General features: G+C 42.2%; 12 protein-coding genes, 1 tRNA gene, 1 other RNA gene and 1 other annotated feature. All 14 genes read right to left on the reverse strand.

The genetic code is table 11. The features are described 5' to 3' along the window. Positions 1–13: 13 nt before the first annotated feature. Entirely contained in the window at positions 14–2,704 is a 2,691-nt protein-coding gene (locus LJE09_RS03120; RefSeq protein WP_227310958.1) for an FtsK/SpoIIIE family DNA translocase, read from the reverse strand. A 42-nt stretch (positions 2,705–2,746) separates the two neighbouring features. Next, positions 2,747–3,625, reverse strand: a complete 879-nt coding sequence (locus LJE09_RS03125) for an undecaprenyl-diphosphate phosphatase (RefSeq protein WP_020993930.1) — start codon at positions 3,623–3,625, stop codon at positions 2,747–2,749. Between the two features lie 262 nt (positions 3,626–3,887). After that, positions 3,888–4,784 (reverse strand): YihY/virulence factor BrkB family protein, encoded by an 897-nt coding sequence (locus LJE09_RS03130; RefSeq protein ID WP_008703238.1) that lies wholly within the window; start codon positions 4,782–4,784, stop codon positions 3,888–3,890. 231 nt (positions 4,785–5,015) lie between these two features. After that, complete coding sequence (locus LJE09_RS03135; RefSeq protein WP_022381415.1) at positions 5,016–6,077, reverse strand: aldose epimerase family protein; 1,062 nt, start codon at positions 6,075–6,077, stop codon at positions 5,016–5,018. A gap of 78 nt (positions 6,078–6,155) precedes the next feature. Beyond that, positions 6,156–6,337: non-coding RNA, 6S RNA (gene ssrS, locus LJE09_RS03140), on the reverse strand. 92 nt (positions 6,338–6,429) lie between these two features. Further along, complete coding sequence (gene thrC, locus LJE09_RS03145) at positions 6,430–7,920, reverse strand: threonine synthase (RefSeq protein WP_022381416.1); 1,491 nt, start codon at positions 7,918–7,920, stop codon at positions 6,430–6,432. Between the two features lie 283 nt (positions 7,921–8,203). After that, positions 8,204–9,040, reverse strand: a complete 837-nt coding sequence (locus LJE09_RS03150; protein ID WP_020993931.1) for a cell wall hydrolase — start codon at positions 9,038–9,040, stop codon at positions 8,204–8,206. Positions 9,041–9,235: 195 nt separating this feature from the next. Next, a complete protein-coding gene (locus tag LJE09_RS18105) occupies positions 9,236–11,749 on the reverse strand; it encodes a methyltransferase domain-containing protein (RefSeq protein ID WP_227310959.1) in 2,514 nt (837 codons plus the stop codon). 458 nt (positions 11,750–12,207) lie between these two features. After that, on the reverse strand, positions 12,208–12,948 hold the full coding sequence (gene pflA / locus LJE09_RS03160; protein WP_022381418.1) for a pyruvate formate-lyase-activating protein: 741 nt from the start codon (positions 12,946–12,948) through the stop codon (positions 12,208–12,210). Between the two features lie 18 nt (positions 12,949–12,966). After that, a complete protein-coding gene (gene pflB / locus LJE09_RS03165) occupies positions 12,967–15,222 on the reverse strand; it encodes a formate C-acetyltransferase (protein WP_020993932.1) in 2,256 nt (751 codons plus the stop codon). A gap of 406 nt (positions 15,223–15,628) precedes the next feature. Then, positions 15,629–17,284, reverse strand: coding sequence for a 2-isopropylmalate synthase (locus LJE09_RS03170; protein ID WP_022381421.1), 1,656 nt, complete (start codon positions 17,282–17,284; stop codon positions 15,629–15,631). Between the two features lie 94 nt (positions 17,285–17,378). Further along, positions 17,379–17,642, reverse strand: a binding site (T-box leader). Positions 17,643–17,737: 95 nt separating this feature from the next. Continuing rightward, positions 17,738–17,811: transfer RNA gene (locus LJE09_RS03175), tRNA-Pro, on the reverse strand. Positions 17,812–17,975: 164 nt separating this feature from the next. Further along, a complete protein-coding gene (locus LJE09_RS03180; RefSeq protein ID WP_227310960.1) occupies positions 17,976–18,386 on the reverse strand; it encodes a hypothetical protein in 411 nt (136 codons plus the stop codon). Between the two features lie 124 nt (positions 18,387–18,510). After that, positions 18,511–19,752, reverse strand: a complete 1,242-nt coding sequence (locus LJE09_RS03185; protein ID WP_022381423.1) for a DUF1015 domain-containing protein — start codon at positions 19,750–19,752, stop codon at positions 18,511–18,513. Positions 19,753–19,800: the final 48 nt, after the last annotated feature.

Here is a 19,800-nt window from a genome sequence, read left to right on the forward strand (position 1 = left end):
AGACAGTCCTCACTTACTGATTTTCCAGATAATTCTGAAACTCCTCCATAGACATAAGAACTTTTCTCGGTTTTGTTCCCTCTTCCGGTCCCACTACACCTGCGTCGCAGAGCTGATCCATGATTCTTGCCGCTCTGTTGAAACCAATCTTAAACATTCTCTGCAGCATACCAATAGAAGCTTTCTCTTTCTCTATGATAAACTTACCTGCTTCTTCAAAATGGATGTCCCTTTCATCTCCGGACATACCTGTTGTTACAGGAGAATTTACCTGCTGCTCGATCTGTTGGTTATACTGGACACCCGGATTTTTATCTGCAAGAAATTCAACCACAGCACTTACCTCATCATCAGATACAAATGCACCCTGAAGTCTTGCAGGCTTCTGATATCCCTGAGGATAAAAGAGCATATCACCTTTTCCAAGAAGCTTCTCGGCTCCGTTCATATCCAGAATTGTCCTGGAATCCACACCGGAAGATACAGAGAAAGCAATTCTGGAAGGCATATTCGCCTTGATCAGACCGGTGATAACATTTACAGACGGTCTCTGTGTGGCAATGATCAGATGGATACCTGCCGCACGTGCAAGCTGGGCCAGGCGACAGATAGCATCCTCCACCTCTCCGGGCGCAACCATCATAAGGTCTGCAAGCTCATCCACGACGATCACGATCTGCGGCATTTTCACAGGTTCTTCTTCAGCTCCTGCCACCTTGATCTGCTCTGCTTTTCTATTATATTCATCCAGATTACGGACACCGTACTCCGCAAATGTATTGTAACGGTTTGTCATCTCCTGTACTGCCCAGTTTAATGCGCCTGCTGCTTTCTTCGGATCTGTCACAACCGGAATAAACAAATGTGGAATTCCGTTATACACACTGAGCTCTACTACTTTAGGATCGATCATGATAAGCTTTACTTCATCCGGATTTGCCTTGTACAGGATACTGATGATAAGTGTATTGATACATACTGATTTACCTGAACCGGTTGCACCTGCGATGAGAAGATGTGGCATTTTGGCAATATCCGCAACTACAGTCTTACCTGCAATATCCTTTCCTACTGCAAAAGAAAGTTTGGATTTTGCCTTCTGAAATTCTTCTGACTGGAGCAGATCTCTGAGCATAACCGTACTGTTCTCTTTATTGGGAACCTCAATGCCCACTGCTGCTTTGCCGGGGATCGGTGCTTCAATACGGATATCAGGAGTGGCAAGATTCAGTTTGATGTCATCTGCAAGACCTACAATTTTGCTGACCTTCACTCCCATCTCGGGCTGAAGTTCATAACGGGTAACTGTTGGTCCGCAGCTCACATTAGTGACAGTCACGTTCACGCCGAAATTGTGAAGTACTTCCTGGAGTTTTTTTGCAGTCTTACGCAGATAGGCATCAGAATCCCCCTGAGCTTTGCTGCTTCCTTTCTTCAGCAGATTTAAGGCTGGAAATTTATATTCTTTTTTTACGGCTGCTTCCTGTCGGGTGATCTCATGCTGAATGTTTACAATTCCGCTCTGTATCTCCTTTTCAGAAGATTTGGGGTTTTTCGAAGGCGGCCGCACTGCCTTCTCATCCTGAAAAGGGGGCAGATCTTCCTCCGGTTCTGAAACCACAGATTTCTTCCGGTCAGTGACAGCATCTTCAAATGGAAGGTCTTCCTGCTGTTGTGATTCATTATCTGCCTCGTATGTATCCGGGGATGTATCCGCTCTGTGAATCTCAAAATTCATCGGAGCATCGATGTATGGTTTATTATCCGCATCATCAGAGGATTTAATCCCTGTGTTCTCGGTATTCTCCGCAGCTTCGGCTGCTGCTTTATCTGTATCTGCTGCTTTTTTCAGAAGTTTCCCCTTTTTCTTTGGCTTCTGTTCAGAATAGCCTGTCAGCTTGGTTCCTTCCAGAAAGCCGCCTTTTTTCATTTTTTTTGCTTCCGAAGGATCCATGAGAAAGTCATCATCTGAAAATTCATCATCGCCAATTTCTTCCTCCAGTCTGCGGACTCTTTCTTCACGCCGCTGTTCTCTTATAAGCTGACGTTCTCTGGCACGTTCTTCTCTATATCGCTCACGTTCAGGCTGCCCCTGCATATAGCGCATATGTCTGTCTTTTACAAAATCACACACCTTTATAACCAGCCGCGTTACAAAATCAAGCAGAGAGCGCTGTGTGATAATGATCATACATACAACAAATGCCAGTATAATGATCACATATCCGCCGATAGTTCCAAAAGCAGATGTGACAGAAATACAGATCGCTCCTCCGATCAGACCACCGCCTGTTTTATAATCTGCGCTTAAAGCATAATAATCCAGCAAAGTTGTACTCTGCATATATCCATCTGTGAGAAGCTGCGCTGCCCCACACAGAAACAGAAACATCACAAACGCCGCTGCAAGTTTCTTATATGCCAGCCGGTTTGTTTTATTGATCAGAATAAATGCTGATTCAAGGAAAAATACGATTGGAAACAGATATGCCATCAGTCCCATCAGTCCGAAACAGAAATTACTGATCGCATCTCCCACAAAACCACCTGCTCCAAAATTGCTTGCCATCAGGATTACACATGCGGCCAAAATCACAAATAATATGATTTCTGTCTGAAATCTGCCGACTTCCTGTTCCATTGCTGTCTTCTTTTTTGTATTTCTTCCCGAATGCCCGGTATTCTTACTCTTTGATGCTGCCATTCTAAGGCTCCCCTCCTTGATCTTCTCGTAAATATCTTCCCTTTACAGGGCAAAATTTAATGCCAGTGTAATAATACCGACTATAAATGAATAATATGCAAAATAGCGTAATTTTATATTCTGAGTCATGGCTATTGTATTTCGGATAACAAGACATCCCGCAAAACCGGCGATGATCATTGCAAATACATATGTAAACCCAAGTCCTGCTGTCATTTCAGAAGCACCAAAATTTCCGATTTCCGTAAAAAAAGCACCTATGATAGCAGGCAGACTCATAAAAACAGAAAAACGAACCGCAAATTTGCGGTTATATCCGCATAACAGTGCAGCACATAACGTAAATCCCATTCTGGAAATCCCCGGAAAGACAGCAATCCCCTGACAAATTCCAATCCACATGGCGCTGTCATAAGAAGCCTCTCTCGGTCCCTTTTTTCCACCGGATTTATTCAGATCTGTTACCAGAAGAAATACGCCTGTAAGTAAAAATCCGATTCCCGGAACAATCTGAGAGTCTGCGGCCAGAAGAGCCAGCCGTTTTCCTGTAAGTCCCAGAAGTGCTGTTGGAATCATGGAAATCACAAGAAGTGCACCTGTTTTCCGATATGTTCCGGTGACTATTCTGGCATAGCCCAAACTTTCCCCTGTCTTCTTGTTATGGATATATAGATTCAGATTACCGATCATATCCATAAACATCCCCAGAAGTCCCAGTCCGATTTTTTTTAAATCTTTGCGGAACAAAAATATAATTGCTGCCGCACTTCCAAGATGGAGCATCGTTTCTGACAGCAATCCGGTTTCGTGGCCGATTCCCATATATTGTTCCAATATGCATAAATGTCCCAGGCTGCTGACAGGAAGAAATTCCGTCACAGCCTGAATGACAGCCAAAAATATCAAATATACAACGATCATAGAACTGATTCCTTTTTGTTTCTCCAAAATTATGGTTTATTATAGCACACTCAGAAAGGCTTTACAATAAAAAGCCCCCTGACTGTCATGTTCACAACGTAGCCAAAAGTTACTGTTCACTCCGTTCCCAGCAACACGCTTCGCGATGCACAGAATTTATGCTAATCGCATAAATTCGCGCAGTATGTCTCGGGTTTTCTGTGACCTTCGCTCACAAAAAACACCTCGCGGGATATTACCAGTGAACAGTAACAGCCAGAATTCATTCATTTTCCTGCTGCTTTTTTTCTTTTTCATGTGCCAGCAGTTCCTGTACCGATTTATGTGCAATCCGGAATTCTTTTTCAAAATAAGCATTGATCTCTGCACCGTATAACAGAAGATTCATACAGATATACAACCATACCATGACCATGATGATCGTCGCAAGGTTTCCGTACATATTACTGAATCCCGGAAAAATCTCAAAATAAAAAGAGAATCCGTATGAAAATATCGACCATGCAACTGCTATGATCAAAGCTCCGGGAATCTGGCTTTTGAATGTGGCTTTTCTGTTCGGAAGAACCTTATACAACATAAGAAAAACCAGAAACAACACACCAAATACCAACAGTGCTCTTGCCCCCAGTATTTTTCCCAGAACTCTTCCAAGAAAAGGAATATATCTTGATACAACTTTCTGTATTTCGTTTCCGAGTACAAGCATAAGCAGAGACACGATTACCGCAATCACCAGTGATAAAGTATAGAATACTGCATAAATTCTGGTTAACAGCCAGTTACGGGTTTCTTTTACGTGATAAATGGTATTTAATCCATTGATGATAGACTGCATTCCTTTTCCGGCAGACCACAGTGCCACAATTGCTGACAAAGGGACAATTGCAGTACTTCTTTTGTATACATCTACCACGATCCCCAGAACAAAACTCTGCAGATTCTCCGGAATAAAAGCAACGATCGCATCCCTGACTACATTATAGGTCAGAGGTGTATACCGTACCAGTGTAGTCAGAAACAGAATGCAGGGAATAAAAGACATGATCAGAAAATACGCTGCCTGTGTCGCATAAGCTCCTACGTGATCTCCGGATACACGTTCCATAAACCCGAATAAAAGCCCTGTAACAGACCGGGTTTTATTTTTCTTTTTCATATATGTCTCCATTCTGTTATTTTACAGCAGTCATTTCTGATAATGCATTTATGGTGATTGCTGTAATTATAAAGATAACTGTTTCGAATATCTCTGTTTACTATCATACCATGAAACTGCCGTTATGACAAACATGAATTATGGATAATAAAATCCGGTTCTTTTCATGCTGGAATGCTGTAGATATGAAAAAAACCGGATCAATATGTAATTAGTTTTATGGTCAGATTTTTACTTTATGATGTAGAAATGATAAGCAGTCACAGAATCATACTGTTCACCTGCATTAAGAATCGGGGAGTGGAAATCTTCAACATTGACCGCATTCGGTTCAACCTGCGTTTCCAGACAGAAAGCATCCCGCTTATTGTAAGTATGACCATTTTTACCATGTTCATTTTCGACAAAATTTGCTGCGTAAAACTGTACACATGGACAGTCAGAAGTGACATCCATGGCAATTCCGGTTTTATCACTGTATGCGGTTGCGATCAGTCTTCTGTTTCCTTTTGCATAATTGTCTGTCACATAATTGTGGTCATATCCGCCTGTGAATTTCAGCTGGTCAAATTCTGCTTCAATATCCTGCCCGATCTTTTTGGCAGTTCTGAAATCCATGGGAGTCCCTGCAACTTCCCCATACACTCCTGTAGGAATGGAATGACTGTCGGCTACAGGTGTATAATATTTTGCATGGATTGTAAGATACTGATCCATGGCGGTTCCGCTTCCCTCACCATTCAGATTGAAATAAGAATGATTTGTCATATTGGCAACTGTCGGTTCATCGCAGATTCCCTGATAATGGATCCTCAGTTCGTTGTCTTCCGTAAACTCATATTTTACAGACACATCAAATTCTCCCGGGAAACCATTCTCGCCATCCGGACTTATACGGTTAAATATAACACTGTTTTTATCATCGGAAATCTCAGCCACTTTCCAGAGCTTTTTTTCAAATCCGTCAGGACCGCTGTGAAGATTATTGTCATTCTCATTCTGAGCAAGAACTACTTCTTTGCCATTGACAGAGAATTTCGCACCGCCGATGCGGTTTCCGTTTCTGCCGATGGTTGAACCGAAAAAGCATCCATTTACTTCATAAGATGCCAGATCATCATATCCAAGTACTACGTCTGTTAAAGTACCATCTTTATCAGGTACGCAGACCTTAACCAGGATTGCTCCAAAATCTGTCACTTCCGCATATGCCCCGGATTTGTTTTCCAGATGAAAAATTTTTACTGTTTCCCCAGTCTGTAATATGCCGAACTTTCTTTCAGAAACACTCATTGTTTCCAACCTCCCGTATCATAAAATAATATTAAATCCAAAAGATAATAAAAAAGAGCCTCTCTACGGCTCATTTTTACAGTTCCCGAAATGCCGTTCCCTTCCCATTGACGCCTAGCCGCAGCTAGGTGGGTATCCTCAACAGACCTTCTGTCTTCCGCTGCATAATGACGGCCTGACATCCGGCCTGCGATGTTGGGTTCCCGTTAAAGTCGATGTAGGTTCAAAAAAAGAAGGGGCCTCGTACATTTCAGGATATTCACTGTTTTTAACTGATTTTTATTATACTCCAGTATATGTTCTTTTTCAACATAAAATGTAGAATTAATTATATTTTTTTATAATATGGAGATTATCGGATTCCAAGGATATCTTTTACTGCCTTTGGCATATCCGGCGCATCTACCACCCGGTTATGAAGTACCGGTGCTGTGCGGATCGTCTCAACTGCCTGTGGAAGTTTCACTCCGGAAAGCGCACTCAGTTCATCAGCCAGTGCAAAATCATCCTTACCGTCTGTATCTGCTCCAAGTGCTTCCATTACACTTCTTGTAAATTTATATGGGCTTGCTGTGGATGCAATGACAGTTGGTGTGGTATCATTGGTATCTTTTACATATTTGTCATAAACACCTGCTGCAACTGCAGTATGGGTATCTATCACATAATGACTGTCTTTGAAGATTTCTGCGATTGTTTTTGCTGTTTCGTCTTCTGTACAGTAATTGCCATAGAAGTCTGCAAGCTGTGCCTTCATGTCTTCTGTGATGGTATACTCGCCGCCAGCAGTAAGAGACTGCATCAGCTCTGCACATTTTTTTGCATCACCGCCTGCGATACGGTAGATCAGACGTTCCAGATTGCTGGAGATCAGAATATCCATGGACGGTGAGGTTGTAAGGATAAAGTCACGCTTTCTGTCATAAGTTCCTGTGCGGAAGAAATCATACAGAACCTTGTTATCATTGGAGGCACAGATAAGTTTGTGAACCGGAAGTCCCATCTGTTTTGCATAATAAGCAGCCAGGATATTTCCAAAGTTTCCGGTAGGTACTACCACATTGATCTCCTGACCGTCTTTGATCTTGCCCTGACGTACAAGTGATGCATATGCATATACATAATAAACAATCTGCGGTACCAGACGTCCAATATTGATAGAGTTCGCAGATGAGAACTGATATCCTGCAGCATCAAGTTCTGCTTCCAGTTCCTTATCATTGAACATTTTCTTTACGGCAGTCTGTGCATCGTCAAAGTTTCCGGTAATTCCCACAACATATGTATTGTTGCCTTTCTGAGTTACCATCTGTTTCTCCTGGATAGGACTTACACCATGTTTCGGATAGAAAACGATGATCTTGGTTCCCGGAACATCTGCAAATCCGGCCATTGCCGCTTTACCTGTATCTCCGGAAGTAGCGGTAAGAATAACAATCTCATTTTTTACCTGATTCTTCTTAGCAGCTGTAGTCATAAGATGTGGAAGAATTGATAATGCCATATCCTTAAACGCAATGGTCGCACCATGATACAGCTCAAGGAAATAAGCTCCGTCTGCTTCATGAAGCGGTGCGATCTCTTTTGTATCAAATTTTTCATCATAGGCATTGTTGATGCAGTTCTTTAATTCTTCTTCTGTAAAATCAGTAAGGAAACATTTCATTACTTCATATGCTGTCTCCTGATAGCTCATCTTTGCCAGCTCATCCATTGGGACATCCAGCTTCGGAATCTCTGTCGGCACAAATAAGCCGCCATCCTCAGAAAGCCCCTTTAAAATAGCCATAGAAGCTGTTACGGTTTCTTCTTTTCCTCTTGTGCTTTTGTATAATACCTGCATGATATTTCCTGCCTTTCCAAAGTTATTCGTAACTGTTCAGTATATTGGCAGTAATAATAAACCGCTGAACAGTTACAGTTATTCATTTCGCCAATTGAGCACATTATAGCATATACTTTAGCAAAATACTATCCTAAATTATTTCTCTTTTTTCTGTCTTTTTATGATTGATTACTATAAATCAAAAATATGGACATATTCTTTTGTTCCCGAAGAATATGTCCATATTTTGAGCAGTATTACCGCAATCCTGTTAAATGAGTTATATGAAGAGTATCGTTTATTACGATCCTGTGGAACTTTCTGCTGAATCCGGATAGGTATAAAATTCATGTACGCCGTATTTAAACAGCCTTTTCAGATCTTTCTCAAACCAGGAGACATTCTGGCTTTCAGCTTCAGATTTCTGGATAAAAAACAGTGCTCCTTCTGAATAATCCACACCTTCAAGAGCCTGTCTGACGGCTTCTCTTGTCTCATCTGTAACAGTTACTTCATTGATACGTCCGTCATAAGTCGGTGAAAACTGCGGAACACCATTGGTATTCTGCCATACCACTTCTGTGACTGTATCGGGAAATTCCTTATTCTTTATACGGTTCATGATCACATTGGCAACCAGAATGCGTCCCTTGACATCCTCAGTACCTGCTTCAGCCTCTACAATATGAAGCAATGTATCATAGTCCTCATCCGACATCATCCGGGCGCTCTCTGCAAGAGCCGCTGTCCTTGCATCCAACTCATTGATGCTGCTCTCCATAGAAGAGCTGACATCGAATTCTGCCATATTATCTTCAATAACTTTGATTCTCTGACCGACCATTACCTGTTCACAGGAAGTTCCGATACGTGTGACTGATTTTTTTGGAGAAGCTGTATCATTCATTCCAGATACTACTCCTGCAATTCCTGTTGGCAGTACATCTGTTTCGTCAGCATCAGAGGAAAAAGTTTTCTCCCTATTTTCAGAAGCTGCATATACTTTGTTTTTTCCATTAAAATCTGCTATTCTGCCGCCTGCTGCAAACGCAATCGCCGTACAGGTACACACTGTAACCAGTATCAGACTCCGCGCCGGATTGCCGGACTGTTTTGACTCTTTTTTCTGAACTTTCATACTTATCATTCCTTGAGTTTTTTTAATTACAGGTTTTTATGGTTGTAACATTTCTGTAACTTATAAGAAAATTATATTTAATATAATTGATTTTGTCAAGCTTTTTTCATATTTTTGTAACATTTTAGCTTGCAAAAAAGAAAAAAAGGAAGGCTCCATCAATGAAATCTCCCTTTAATATATGCTTCATTTTTCTCAATTATTACATTTATTTTTTTCGCCGCAGATCAGGAACATAGGGGTTGGATTATAAAACTCATCTTTCTTTGTATAAATTCTGCTGCTGATACCCAGATCAATGGAGAATCTGTTGATACCCAGTTTTCCCAGTGTCTCCAGATCCCAGGCAGGGCGTACATAGGAACTGATAGGAAGCTGACGTTTAATTTCCTCGCATTCCTGCATCATGGCATCGCCTACTGTAAAATGAGCATGATTGGCAGGCAAATCAGCAGTATCTGAGAAATCATCTGCACCATAATTGGCATCTGCGTTGATCAGGATTCCTCCCGTTTTCAGCACACGAATCCATTCTTTATATGCTCTTGCTGCATCCGGAAGTGTCCAGGTAAGATTTCTGGACACGATCACATCAAAGGTACCATCAGGAAAATCCGGATTTTCCGCATCCATTACTTCAAACGTACAGGAGGCGTTCTCTTCTTTTGCCAGTTCCCTGGAATGAATGATCATATCCGGTGTCAGATCGATTCCTGTAACTTCATGTCCCAGTTTTGCTAAAAGAATGGAAAAGAAGCCTGCACCGCATCCCACATCCAGAATCCTTAATTTTCCATCAGGAAGAAAAGTCCCGATCTCTTTCAGCCATTTATCAGCCATATCACTGTGAAGCTCAGCTCTTCTCTGTTCCATAAAACTGTCGCTTCTTTTCGCCCAGTAATTTGTGATCTTTTTCTTGCGTTCATCCTTTCTTCTGCTGAAACTGCCATATGCGATCATCGGACCATCCTTAATAACCTGAAGACTTCCCGTCTGATATAGAACCACTCCATTTAAATCGGATAAACTTGTCTCCAGAATATTTCTCTCATAATCCTTAACACAGCCAAGATACTCTCCAACCTTAATGATATCTCCCGGTTTTTTGGCAGGATACCACAGCCCGGATACACTGGCAGACTGATAACGCACATCTTCAATTTCCATGGGATAATAATTACTGTAACTTCTCATGCCATCGTAAACACCCAGCGCACACAGAATATTACGCACATCTTTTCTTGTAGAATGAACCTCCTCCGGACTCCAGCCTCCCATCTGGCCACGTTCGATCAGAACACTGGGAATGCCACATGCGGCAGCATAATTGTAAGAACCACCGGATGCCACATTAGACTTTACCATATAGGGAACATCTGCCTGCTCTGCCATCTTCCTTGACATCTGAACCACATCTTCATCTGCACATCCGGCATAGTAAATATAAGGCGTAAGCTGCTCATAATCATCCCCGCTGTGAAGATCAATATAATAATCTGCTGCACTGTGAAGCTTCTGAACCACCTCATACGCCAGACGGTCCATCCTGGTTCCCTGCGGATTCCCCGGAAATACACGATTCAGATTCTTCTCATCCTCCGGGCAGACACTGCCGCTCCTCTCCTCAAATTCCTTCCTGCACACAGTCTTAACCAAGATTACTCTTCCATGGATCTTCTCAGGCTTCAGTTTATCTGCAAGCTCAACAGCAGCCTGGATTCCCACATATTCTCCTCCATGGACCGCAGCGGTGATTAGAACTGTCTTTCCGGGATGAGAACCGCAGATTACTGTATAAGGAAGCGAAAACTCACCTCCGCCCAGTCTCAGAAATCCACTCTTTTTCATACCCGGAGCAGTACACAACGCGGCATCCTCCAAATCTCTTTCCCTGTCATATCCGCTATCAGAATCACCCATTCCATCATTCTCGGACCAGAAGTTTTTCTCTTCCTTCACAGCGCTGATCATAAACATCGGCGTAGAATGATAATTCAGCTTCTCTTCCTGACTCCACACCCGCTGCCAGATCCCGGTATCCACTGCCACAGACTCAAACCCGTTCTCCTTCAGAAACTTCCTGTCCCAGGACGGTCTGTTAATAGAAGAAAGAGGCATCTGCAGTGCAATCTTCTCCATTCTGTCAATATCCGTACAGAGGTAATGATCATCCAGATGCTCACTCTCCACACTCTTTCGGTCTTCCTCATAAGACAGGCGTTTCTCCTCATCATAAAGATAACCGTACCAGTTTGCATCGAAATTAAGAAGCTTTCCGCCCGGTTTCAGTACACGACACCACTCTTCATAAGCTCTCTTAGGATCCTTCAGATTCCATGTCAGATTCCTGCTGATCACAACATCAAACACATCATCCTCAAATTCCAGATTCTGAGCATCCATCTTATAAAAAGAAATCCGCTCACAAAGATTACCGGCATTCCTCTTCGCGGTATCCAACATCTCCTGCGTATAATCAACAGCAGTCACCTTATATCCCGCCTCAGCCAGAATAACAGGAAAAAATCCAGGTCCTGTTCCGATATCCAAAATCTTAATCTCATCCTTCGCTTTCTCCGGGAACTGCCCTTTCAACACCTCAAGCCATGCCCCCTTCTGCATCCCATTCAATTCCTTATGATTAACTTCAGAATACCCCTCAGCCCGGGTAGTCCAGTAACTCTCAATCTCCGATAATAAATCCTTCACCTTATGCCAACCTCCATGCACGCAATTTATAATCATATATGACCCAAATTATATCAAATCCACCCTTCCCCCAACAAGCCCTCCCGGGGGATATATTTCGCATCTCAATTCATTTTTATATAAACAAAGTCCTTCTTATAATTCACACTCCACCTTGTATTATATCTTAACCAAAACCAGCGAAGCAGGCGTATAGTTGTACCGGATGCATTTGCAGGCATCTTAGAGATTCTTAGTTCTCAGAAATCTGCGTTATGAGACGAAAAGTCCCTTGTCTGAGCGGCAGCGAGTAATCCCGGACTTTTCGTTTCATGCTTTTAGCAGATTTCTGAGGACTTAGAATCTCTTAGATGCCGAAACCGTATCCGGTACAACTATACGCCTGCTTCGCGTCCCTTTTTTAAACAAATAAAGCTGCCATACCCCAAAAAGAGGATATGACAGCTATATATTTTTACTCAGATAGCTCCAAGAATCTTCCGGGCATTATCAATCCTTTCCTGCGTCGGAGGATTAACCCCCTCCAGTGGATAAGAAAGCCCCAGATTCTCCCATTTAAACTTACCAAGCGTATGATAAGGGAGCACCTCCACTCTCTCCACATTGGAAAGAGTATGGATAAAATCAGCTAACCGGTGCAGATATTCATCCTTATCACTTCCGTCCGGCACAAGCACATGACGGATCCATACAGGTTTTTTCATATCAGAAAGTTCCCGCGCCATCGCAAGAATATTCTTATTGGAATGACCGGTAAGCTTAATATGCTCCTGCTCGTCAATCTGCTTGATATCAAGCATTACAAGATCTGTATACTTCATAAGCTCCAGCCATCCGGAATGCCATGGTTCCTGATCAGTGAAGGGATTTCCACTGGTATCAAGATTCGTATGCACACCCTCTGCCTTTGCCTTCTTAAAAAATTCTGTAAGAAAATCCATCTGAAGCAATGGCTCACCACCGCTTACAGTGATACCGCCTTTGCTGCCCCAGTAGCCCTTATAACGTAAAGCTTTCTTAAGAAGCTCATCTGCCGTATAAAGCTCTCCCTGCTTCATCTTCCAGGTATCCGGATTATGACAGAACTGACATCTCATAGCACAGCCGCTTAAAAAAATCACATATCTTACTCCGGGTCCGTCAACGGACCCGAAGCTTTCTAAAGAATGAACATAGCCTTTTATCTGTTTATTATCCATTATATCATCATCCATTAATTACATTCTGTCGTGGCAGGTTCTGGCAATAACGTCTAACTGCTGCTCTCTTGTAAGGTCGATGAACTTAACAGCATATCCGGATACACGGATTGTGAAGTTTGCATACTCTTCTTTTTCCGGATGTTCCATAGCGTCGATCAGTTTCTCTTTACCAAATACGTTTACATTGAGGTGATGAGCACCCTGATCAAAGTATCCGTCAAGTACATGTACCAGATTCTCTGAACGCTCGTCATCACTGTGTCCCAGAGCATCAGGATTGATTGTCTGAGTATTGGAGATACCGTCAAGAGCATCTTCATAGTCAAGCTTGGCAACAGAGTTCAGGGAAGCAAGAAGACCGTTCTGCTCTGCACCGTAAGATGGGTTTGCACCAGGTGCAAGAGGTTCACCTGCTTTTCTTCCATCCGGAAGAGAGCCTGTAGCCTTACCATAAACAACGTTGGAAGTAATAGTAAGGATGGATGTGGTTGGCTTAGAATCACGGTAAGTATGAATGTGTTTCAGCTTCTCAAGGAATGTAGACAGAAGAGTTGTTGCGATCTCGTCTGCTCTGTCATCATCATTACCATAACGTGGGAAGTCACCCTCAACCTGGAAATCTGTTGTAATGCCGTCTTCATCGCGGATAGCTTTAACTTTTGCATATTTGATAGCGGACAGGGAGTCTACTACATGAGAGAATCCTGCGATACCTGTTGCAAAAGAACGCTCAACCTTTGTATCGATCAGAGCCATCTCTGCTGCTTCGTAGTAGTATTTGTCATGCATGTAGTGAATCATGTTCAGTGTTCCGACATACAGATGAGCCAGCCAGTCCATCATTTTATCATATTTTGCGATTACTTCATCATAGTCAAGATATTCAGAAGTGATCGGCTGATAGTTCGGTCCTACCTGCTGTTTTGTCTTCTCATCAACACCGCCGTTGATCGCGTAAAGAAGGCATTTTGCAAGGTTTGCACGAGCGCCGAAGAACTGCATCTCTTTACCTGTCTCTGTAGCAGATACACAGCAGCAGATGCTGTAGTCATCGCCCCATACCGGACGCATAACATCATCGTTCTCATACTGAACAGAACTTGTTGTAACAGAAATATTTGCAGCATATTTCTTAAAGTTCTCAGGCAGTCTTGAAGAATAAAGTACTGTAAGGTTTGGTTCCGGAGCCGGTCCCATATCTTCCAGTGTGTGCAGGAAACGATAGTCGTTCTTTGTTACCATGGAACGTCCGTCCTGTCCCATACCTGCTACTTCCAGAGTTGCCCATACCGGGTCACCGGAGAATAACTGGTTGTAAGAAGGGATACGTGCAAATTTAACCATACGGAATTTCATTACCATGTGGTCAACAAGCTCCTGAGCTTCTTTCTCTGTAAGAGTTCCGTTCTGAAGATCTCTTTCAATATAAATATCAAGGAATGTGGAAATACGTCCGACACTCATTGCAGCACCGTTCTGAGTTTTGATGGCTGCAAGATATCCGAAGTACAGCCACTGGAAAGCTTCTCTTGCATCTTTGGCCGGTTTGGAGATATCATATCCATAAGATTCAGCCATAACTTTCATGCCTTTCAGAGCACGGATCTGATCAGCGATCTCTTCACGAAGCTGGAAGTCATAACGTCTCATACCCTGACGGTCGCATGCTGCGAAGTCTTTCTGTTTTCCTTCGATCAGAGCGTCGATTCCGTACAGAGCCACACGTCTGTAGTCGCCAACGATACGTCCACGTCCGTAAGTATCCGGAAGACCTGTAAGGATCTTGTTGTGACGTGCTACTTTCATCTCAGGTGTGTAGATATCAAATACACCCTGGTTGTGAGTTTTAAATTCATAGTTGTGGAAAACATCTTTAATCTTGTCACTTACTTTATATCCGTAAGTTTCACAAGCCTGCTCTGCCATTTTGATACCGCCGTATGGCATGAAAGCACGTTTCAGAGGTTTATCTGTCTGAAGACCAACAACTTTTTCAAGGTCTTTTGTTTCTTCATCAATATATCCGGGACCATATGCTGTCAGAGATGTAACTACCTCTGTCTCCATATCAAGAACTCCGCCTTTAGCACGTTCTTCTTTCTGAAGTGCCTGGAGCTTGCCCCACAGTTTGTTTGTAGCTTCTGTAGGTCCTTCCAGGAAAGAAGCATCACCGTCATATGGTGTATAGTTCATTCCAATAAAGTTACGTACATCGATTTTTTCTTTCCAACGGTTGCCCTTAAAGCCATTCCACTGTTCGAAATTTTTCATTCTTTTACCTCTTTCTCTAAAATATTTCCGCGCATTTCTCACTGGCCTGGAGTGAGATAATAAAATGTAAATTGTACTTATTTAGGACACTTTTCTGTCCACGCTGTCAGTATACGTAAACATGAGTGTTATGTCAATTAATTTCCCTTATGATTTTAATTAAATACAATTCTGATAGCTTTTCATCGGAGTTTGCTTCTTTATTGTACTTTATCGCGTACATTAAGACTTTCTTGTATTTTTATAAATACAAAAAAAATACCGGTCAGGAAGTCCTCTGGACAATCTGACCGGTATCTGATTTTTGATATTTTATGTAAACTATATTATTCCCTGCCAAGCGGATATTAGCCTGACCTGCAGAAGTCAAAAAACAGCAGGAAAAAATCGGGCGTGTCGGAACAATCTAACGGTTATTGATCGCTGTTACAAGTGCATCAATAGATGCGCGAATGATATCCGCGTCTACGCCTGCACCCCAGGCAAGGGTTCCATCCGGCTTTTTGATACCGACATAAGCAATAGCTTTGGAACTTGAACTGCGCTCCAGCGCATGTTCCTGATATGTTTCCAGGGAATATTTCAGCTCATATGCCTTCTTCAGTGCATTGCTGACTGCATCAAGACGTCCGTTACCGGATGCCTCTGTAGTGATTGTCTTTCCGCGGAAAGTAGAGGTAACTTTTGTTATAATACCACCATCTTTCTGCTGGAAATGTACTTCATTGATGCTGTACGGTTCTGTGATATTCTCAAAGGTCTGTTTAAACAGATTGAAAATTTCGTCAGGATGAAGCTCTTTATGTTTGTGGTCTGAAACAGCTTTTGTGGCATATCCCATTGCTTCACGCATTTTCGGAGGAAGATTAAGCCCGAATTTGGTCTCAAGAATATATCCTACGCCGCCTTTGCCGGACTGGCTGTTGATGCGGATAACATCTGCGTCATAATTTCTTCCCACATCTGTCGGGTCGATCGGAAGATACGGAACATTCCAGTGATCCGGATCCTTGTCATCTCTCCAGTGCATACCCTTGGCAATTGCATCCTGATGAGAGCCGGAAAATGCGGCAAATACAAGTGCACCACTGTACGGACTTCTTTCGCCTACTTTCATTCCGGTACATTCTTCATATATTTCACAGATATGCGGCATATCAGAGAAGTCAAGTTTTGGATCTACACCCTGAGAATACATATTCATACCAAGTGTAACAATATCTACATTTCCGGTACGCTCACCGTTTCCGAACAGAGTACCCTCGATTCTGTCTGCACCTGCAAGTAATCCCATTTCAGAATCTGCAACACCGCATCCTCTGTCATTGTGCGGATGGAGAGATACGATTACATTCTCGCGGTATTTCAGATTTTCACACATATATTCTACCTGGCTTGCATATACATGCGGCATGGAATGCTGTACAGTTACAGGCAGATTGATGATGCATTTGTTATCTGCTGTAGGCTGCCATACATCAAGAACTGCATTGCATACTTCCAGAGCGTATTCCGGTTCTGTGCCTGTAAAGCTTTCAGGGCTGTACTCAAACTGGAAATTTCCTTCTGTTTCATCAGCCAGTTTCTTTAATAATGCGGCACCATCCACTGCAATCTTTAAGATTTCTTCTTTGGATTTCTTAAATACCTGTTCTCTCTGAGCTACAGAGGTGGAATTGTACACATGTACAATTGCCTTCGGTGCGCCTTTGACAGCTTCAAAAGTTTTGCGGATGATATGCTCTCTGGCCTGAGTCAGAACCTGAATAGTTACATCCTGTGGGATCAGATTCTGCTCGATCAGGGTACGCAGAAATTCATATTCTGTTTCAGAAGCAGCCGGGAAACCTACTTCAATTTCTTTGAAACCGATTTTTACAAGAAGTTTAAAGAATTCAATTTTCTGTTCCAGACTCATCGGAATCACCAGTGCCTGATTACCGTCACGAAGGTCTACAGAACACCAGACAGGTGCTTTGTCCACATATTCTTTTTCTGCCCATTTCATGCATTTAACAGGCGGCATAAAATACTGTCTCTGATATTTGCTTGGATTCATCATTTTTTCTTCCTCCGTTATGTAAATATTATGTTTGGACTGTGGGGATTGACTGTAAAAAGACATAAAAAAATCTTCCATCTCCACAGACTTATCTGCAAGAGACGAAAGATATTATCATCTTACGCGGTACCACTCTTATTTATGAACAATGTCATACACTCATGGGATACGGAATCTCCGGATATCCGGTATTCTTATATCCTCTCCATATAACGGTGGAAACCGTCTGCACCTACTCTTGTATAATTTCAGGCAGCTGCTCAAAGGCGAGTTCCACAATTTCCTTCCACTGCTTCTCAGCAACCAGCAGTTCTCTGTGCTCCGGTCCGAGTGTACTATTCCCTATCATTGCATTTTACTTATAACTTTATTTGGCTTTTTTGAAATGAAATGAACATACGTCTGAATCATTCATTGTAAAAATATACTACAAACGATTTAACCATATGTCAGTCGGGGCAACAGGATTTGAACCTGCGACCTCACGGCCCCCAGCCGTGCGCGCTACCAAGCTACGCCATACCCCGTAACGCAAGTTAGTATAACAAATTATTTCTGTGATTTCAACTGTTTTTTGAAAAATTTACAAAAATTATACAAATTTAGCAGGAAGAAATTTCATGTACTTTTTTATGTTATAAAATTTCTTCCTGTTTATCCTATGTACAAGCCTTACAATCATCTGTTACAGTTACGCTGGCATGATGGCTTTTTCCAAATTGTCTACACGCATATCCAGTTCAAAAACTTTCTCTCGAGTTTCCTTATTCTCCTTTCTATAGCGAAGCTCATCCATACGTGCATCAAATAGGGCAGATATTTTTCTGTCAATTTCATTTTCCAGTTTAAGTTCTATAGTTTTTACGCTTCCCTTGAGTTGCACAATATCTGATTTCATGTTCGTGATATCCGTCTTCATGTTTGTGATATCCGTCTTCATGTTCGCAATATCTGTCTTCATGTTCGTAATATCCGTCTTCATGTTTGCAATATCTGTCCTCATATCTGCGATATCGTTCTTTACATCGGACATATCATTTTGAAAACCGGCAATGCTTCCCTGTATAGAAAAAAGGATATTTCTCAATTCCGCATCTTCCACATTCTTCCCTCCTTTCGTTATAGTACGTCTCGTTCTCTTTTGTATAGAACCAATTGTACCATTAAAGGAAGAAAAAGTCTACAGCGAAATTATTATAATATTTTTATAAGACATCTTCGGCAAATTATAACTTATGTATAAACAGCCCACTCCGAAGTTTTGGCTCAAACCAGGTGGATTTTGGAGGCATTAATTTGTTCTCGTCTGCAATCTTCATCAGGTCTTCCATAGATGTCGGGTACATGACAAAGGCTACACCGCCGGTTCTGTCCGCAATCTCTGCCAGCTCTGCTGCCTTATGGCTTCCGCCCACAAAGGAGATTCTCTGGTCTGTGCGCGGATCTTCGATTCCAAGGACTGGTCTGAGGACTTTTTCCTGAAGAATGGATACATCCAGCTGTCCGACCACGTCCTTCTTCTCATAGATATCCGGCCATGCTTTCAGGTGATACCACTGTCCGTCCACATACATTCCCATACAATGCTTCTCTACAGGCTTGCATGGAAATCCCGGCATCAGCATCAGTTCAAAGTTGAACTTCAGGGCGCCCAGAAATGCCTTTACAGTCAGGCCGTTCAAATCTTTTACAATCCTGTTATAAGGAAGAATGCAGAGCTGATCATAGGGAAATACAACAGACAGGAAATAATTAAACTCTTCCTCCCCTGTATATCCCGGATTCTGTTCTCTTCTCTTTAAACCTACTTTTACAGCGGAAGCTGCGCGGTGATGTCCATCTGCGATGTACAGAGAATCAATCCCTGCAAATTCCTTATTTATTTCAGAAATAACCTCATCTTCATCAATCACCCATACTCTGTGTGTGATCTGATCCTCTTCTGTAAAATCATATGCTGCTTCATGATGATCTTTCCAGTTATTCATCAGTGTAAGCAGAGAATCCGGATATCTGCATGCCAGAAAAATAGGACCGGTATTTGCATTACAGGAATCTACATGGTGGATCCTGTCCTGTTCCTTATCTTCTCTGGTAAGCTCATGTTTCTTCACTACACCATTCATATAATCATCAATGGAACTGCATCCTACGATACCGGTCTGTGTCTTTCCTTTTCTTACAAGTTCATATATATAGTAACAGGCCTTCTGATCCTGAACAAGAATTCCCTTTTCTTCCATATTGTCAAGATTTTCTTTTGCTTTTTCATAAACCCGATCATCATACAGATCTGTCTCAGGTTCCAGATCCATTTCCGGTCTGTCAATATGAAGAAAGGACAGGGGATTCTCATCTCCGATTGATTTTGCTTCTTCCCGGTTTACCACATCATATGGAAGTGCTGCCACATCAGCAGCCTTTTCCGGTGTAGGTCGAAGTGCCCGGAATGCATGAAATACTGCCATAATATTTTCTCCTCTTCTGTATCTTTTGTATTGCTCTTTTATACCCAC

This window comes from Blautia sp. DFI.3.45, assembly GCF_020593505.1.
GTDB lineage: Bacteria > Bacillota > Clostridia > Lachnospirales > Lachnospiraceae > Blautia_A > Blautia_A wexlerae.

Coding starts and splice junctions, on each gene's coding strand:
- LJE09_RS03120 (WP_227310958.1), bottom strand. CDS start 2,704: ATGGCAGCATCAAAGAGTAAGAATACCGGGCATTCGGGAAGAAATACA.
- LJE09_RS03125 (WP_020993930.1), bottom strand. CDS start 3,625: ATGATCGTTGTATATTTGATATTTTTGGCTGTCATTCAGGCTGTGACG.
- LJE09_RS03130 (WP_008703238.1), bottom strand. CDS start 4,784: ATGAAAAAGAAAAATAAAACCCGGTCTGTTACAGGGCTTTTATTCGGG.
- LJE09_RS03135 (WP_022381415.1), bottom strand. CDS start 6,077: ATGAGTGTTTCTGAAAGAAAGTTCGGCATATTACAGACTGGGGAAACA.
- thrC (WP_022381416.1), bottom strand. CDS start 7,920: ATGCAGGTATTATACAAAAGCACAAGAGGAAAAGAAGAAACCGTAACA.
- LJE09_RS03150 (WP_020993931.1), bottom strand. CDS start 9,040: ATGAAAGTTCAGAAAAAAGAGTCAAAACAGTCCGGCAATCCGGCGCGG.
- pflA (WP_022381418.1), bottom strand. CDS start 12,948: ATGGATAATAAACAGATAAAAGGCTATGTTCATTCTTTAGAAAGCTTC.
- pflB (WP_020993932.1), bottom strand. CDS start 15,222: ATGAAAAATTTCGAACAGTGGAATGGCTTTAAGGGCAACCGTTGGAAA.
- LJE09_RS03170 (WP_022381421.1), bottom strand. CDS start 17,284: ATGATGAATCCAAGCAAATATCAGAGACAGTATTTTATGCCGCCTGTT.
- LJE09_RS03185 (WP_022381423.1), bottom strand. CDS start 19,752: ATGGCAGTATTTCATGCATTCCGGGCACTTCGACCTACACCGGAAAAG.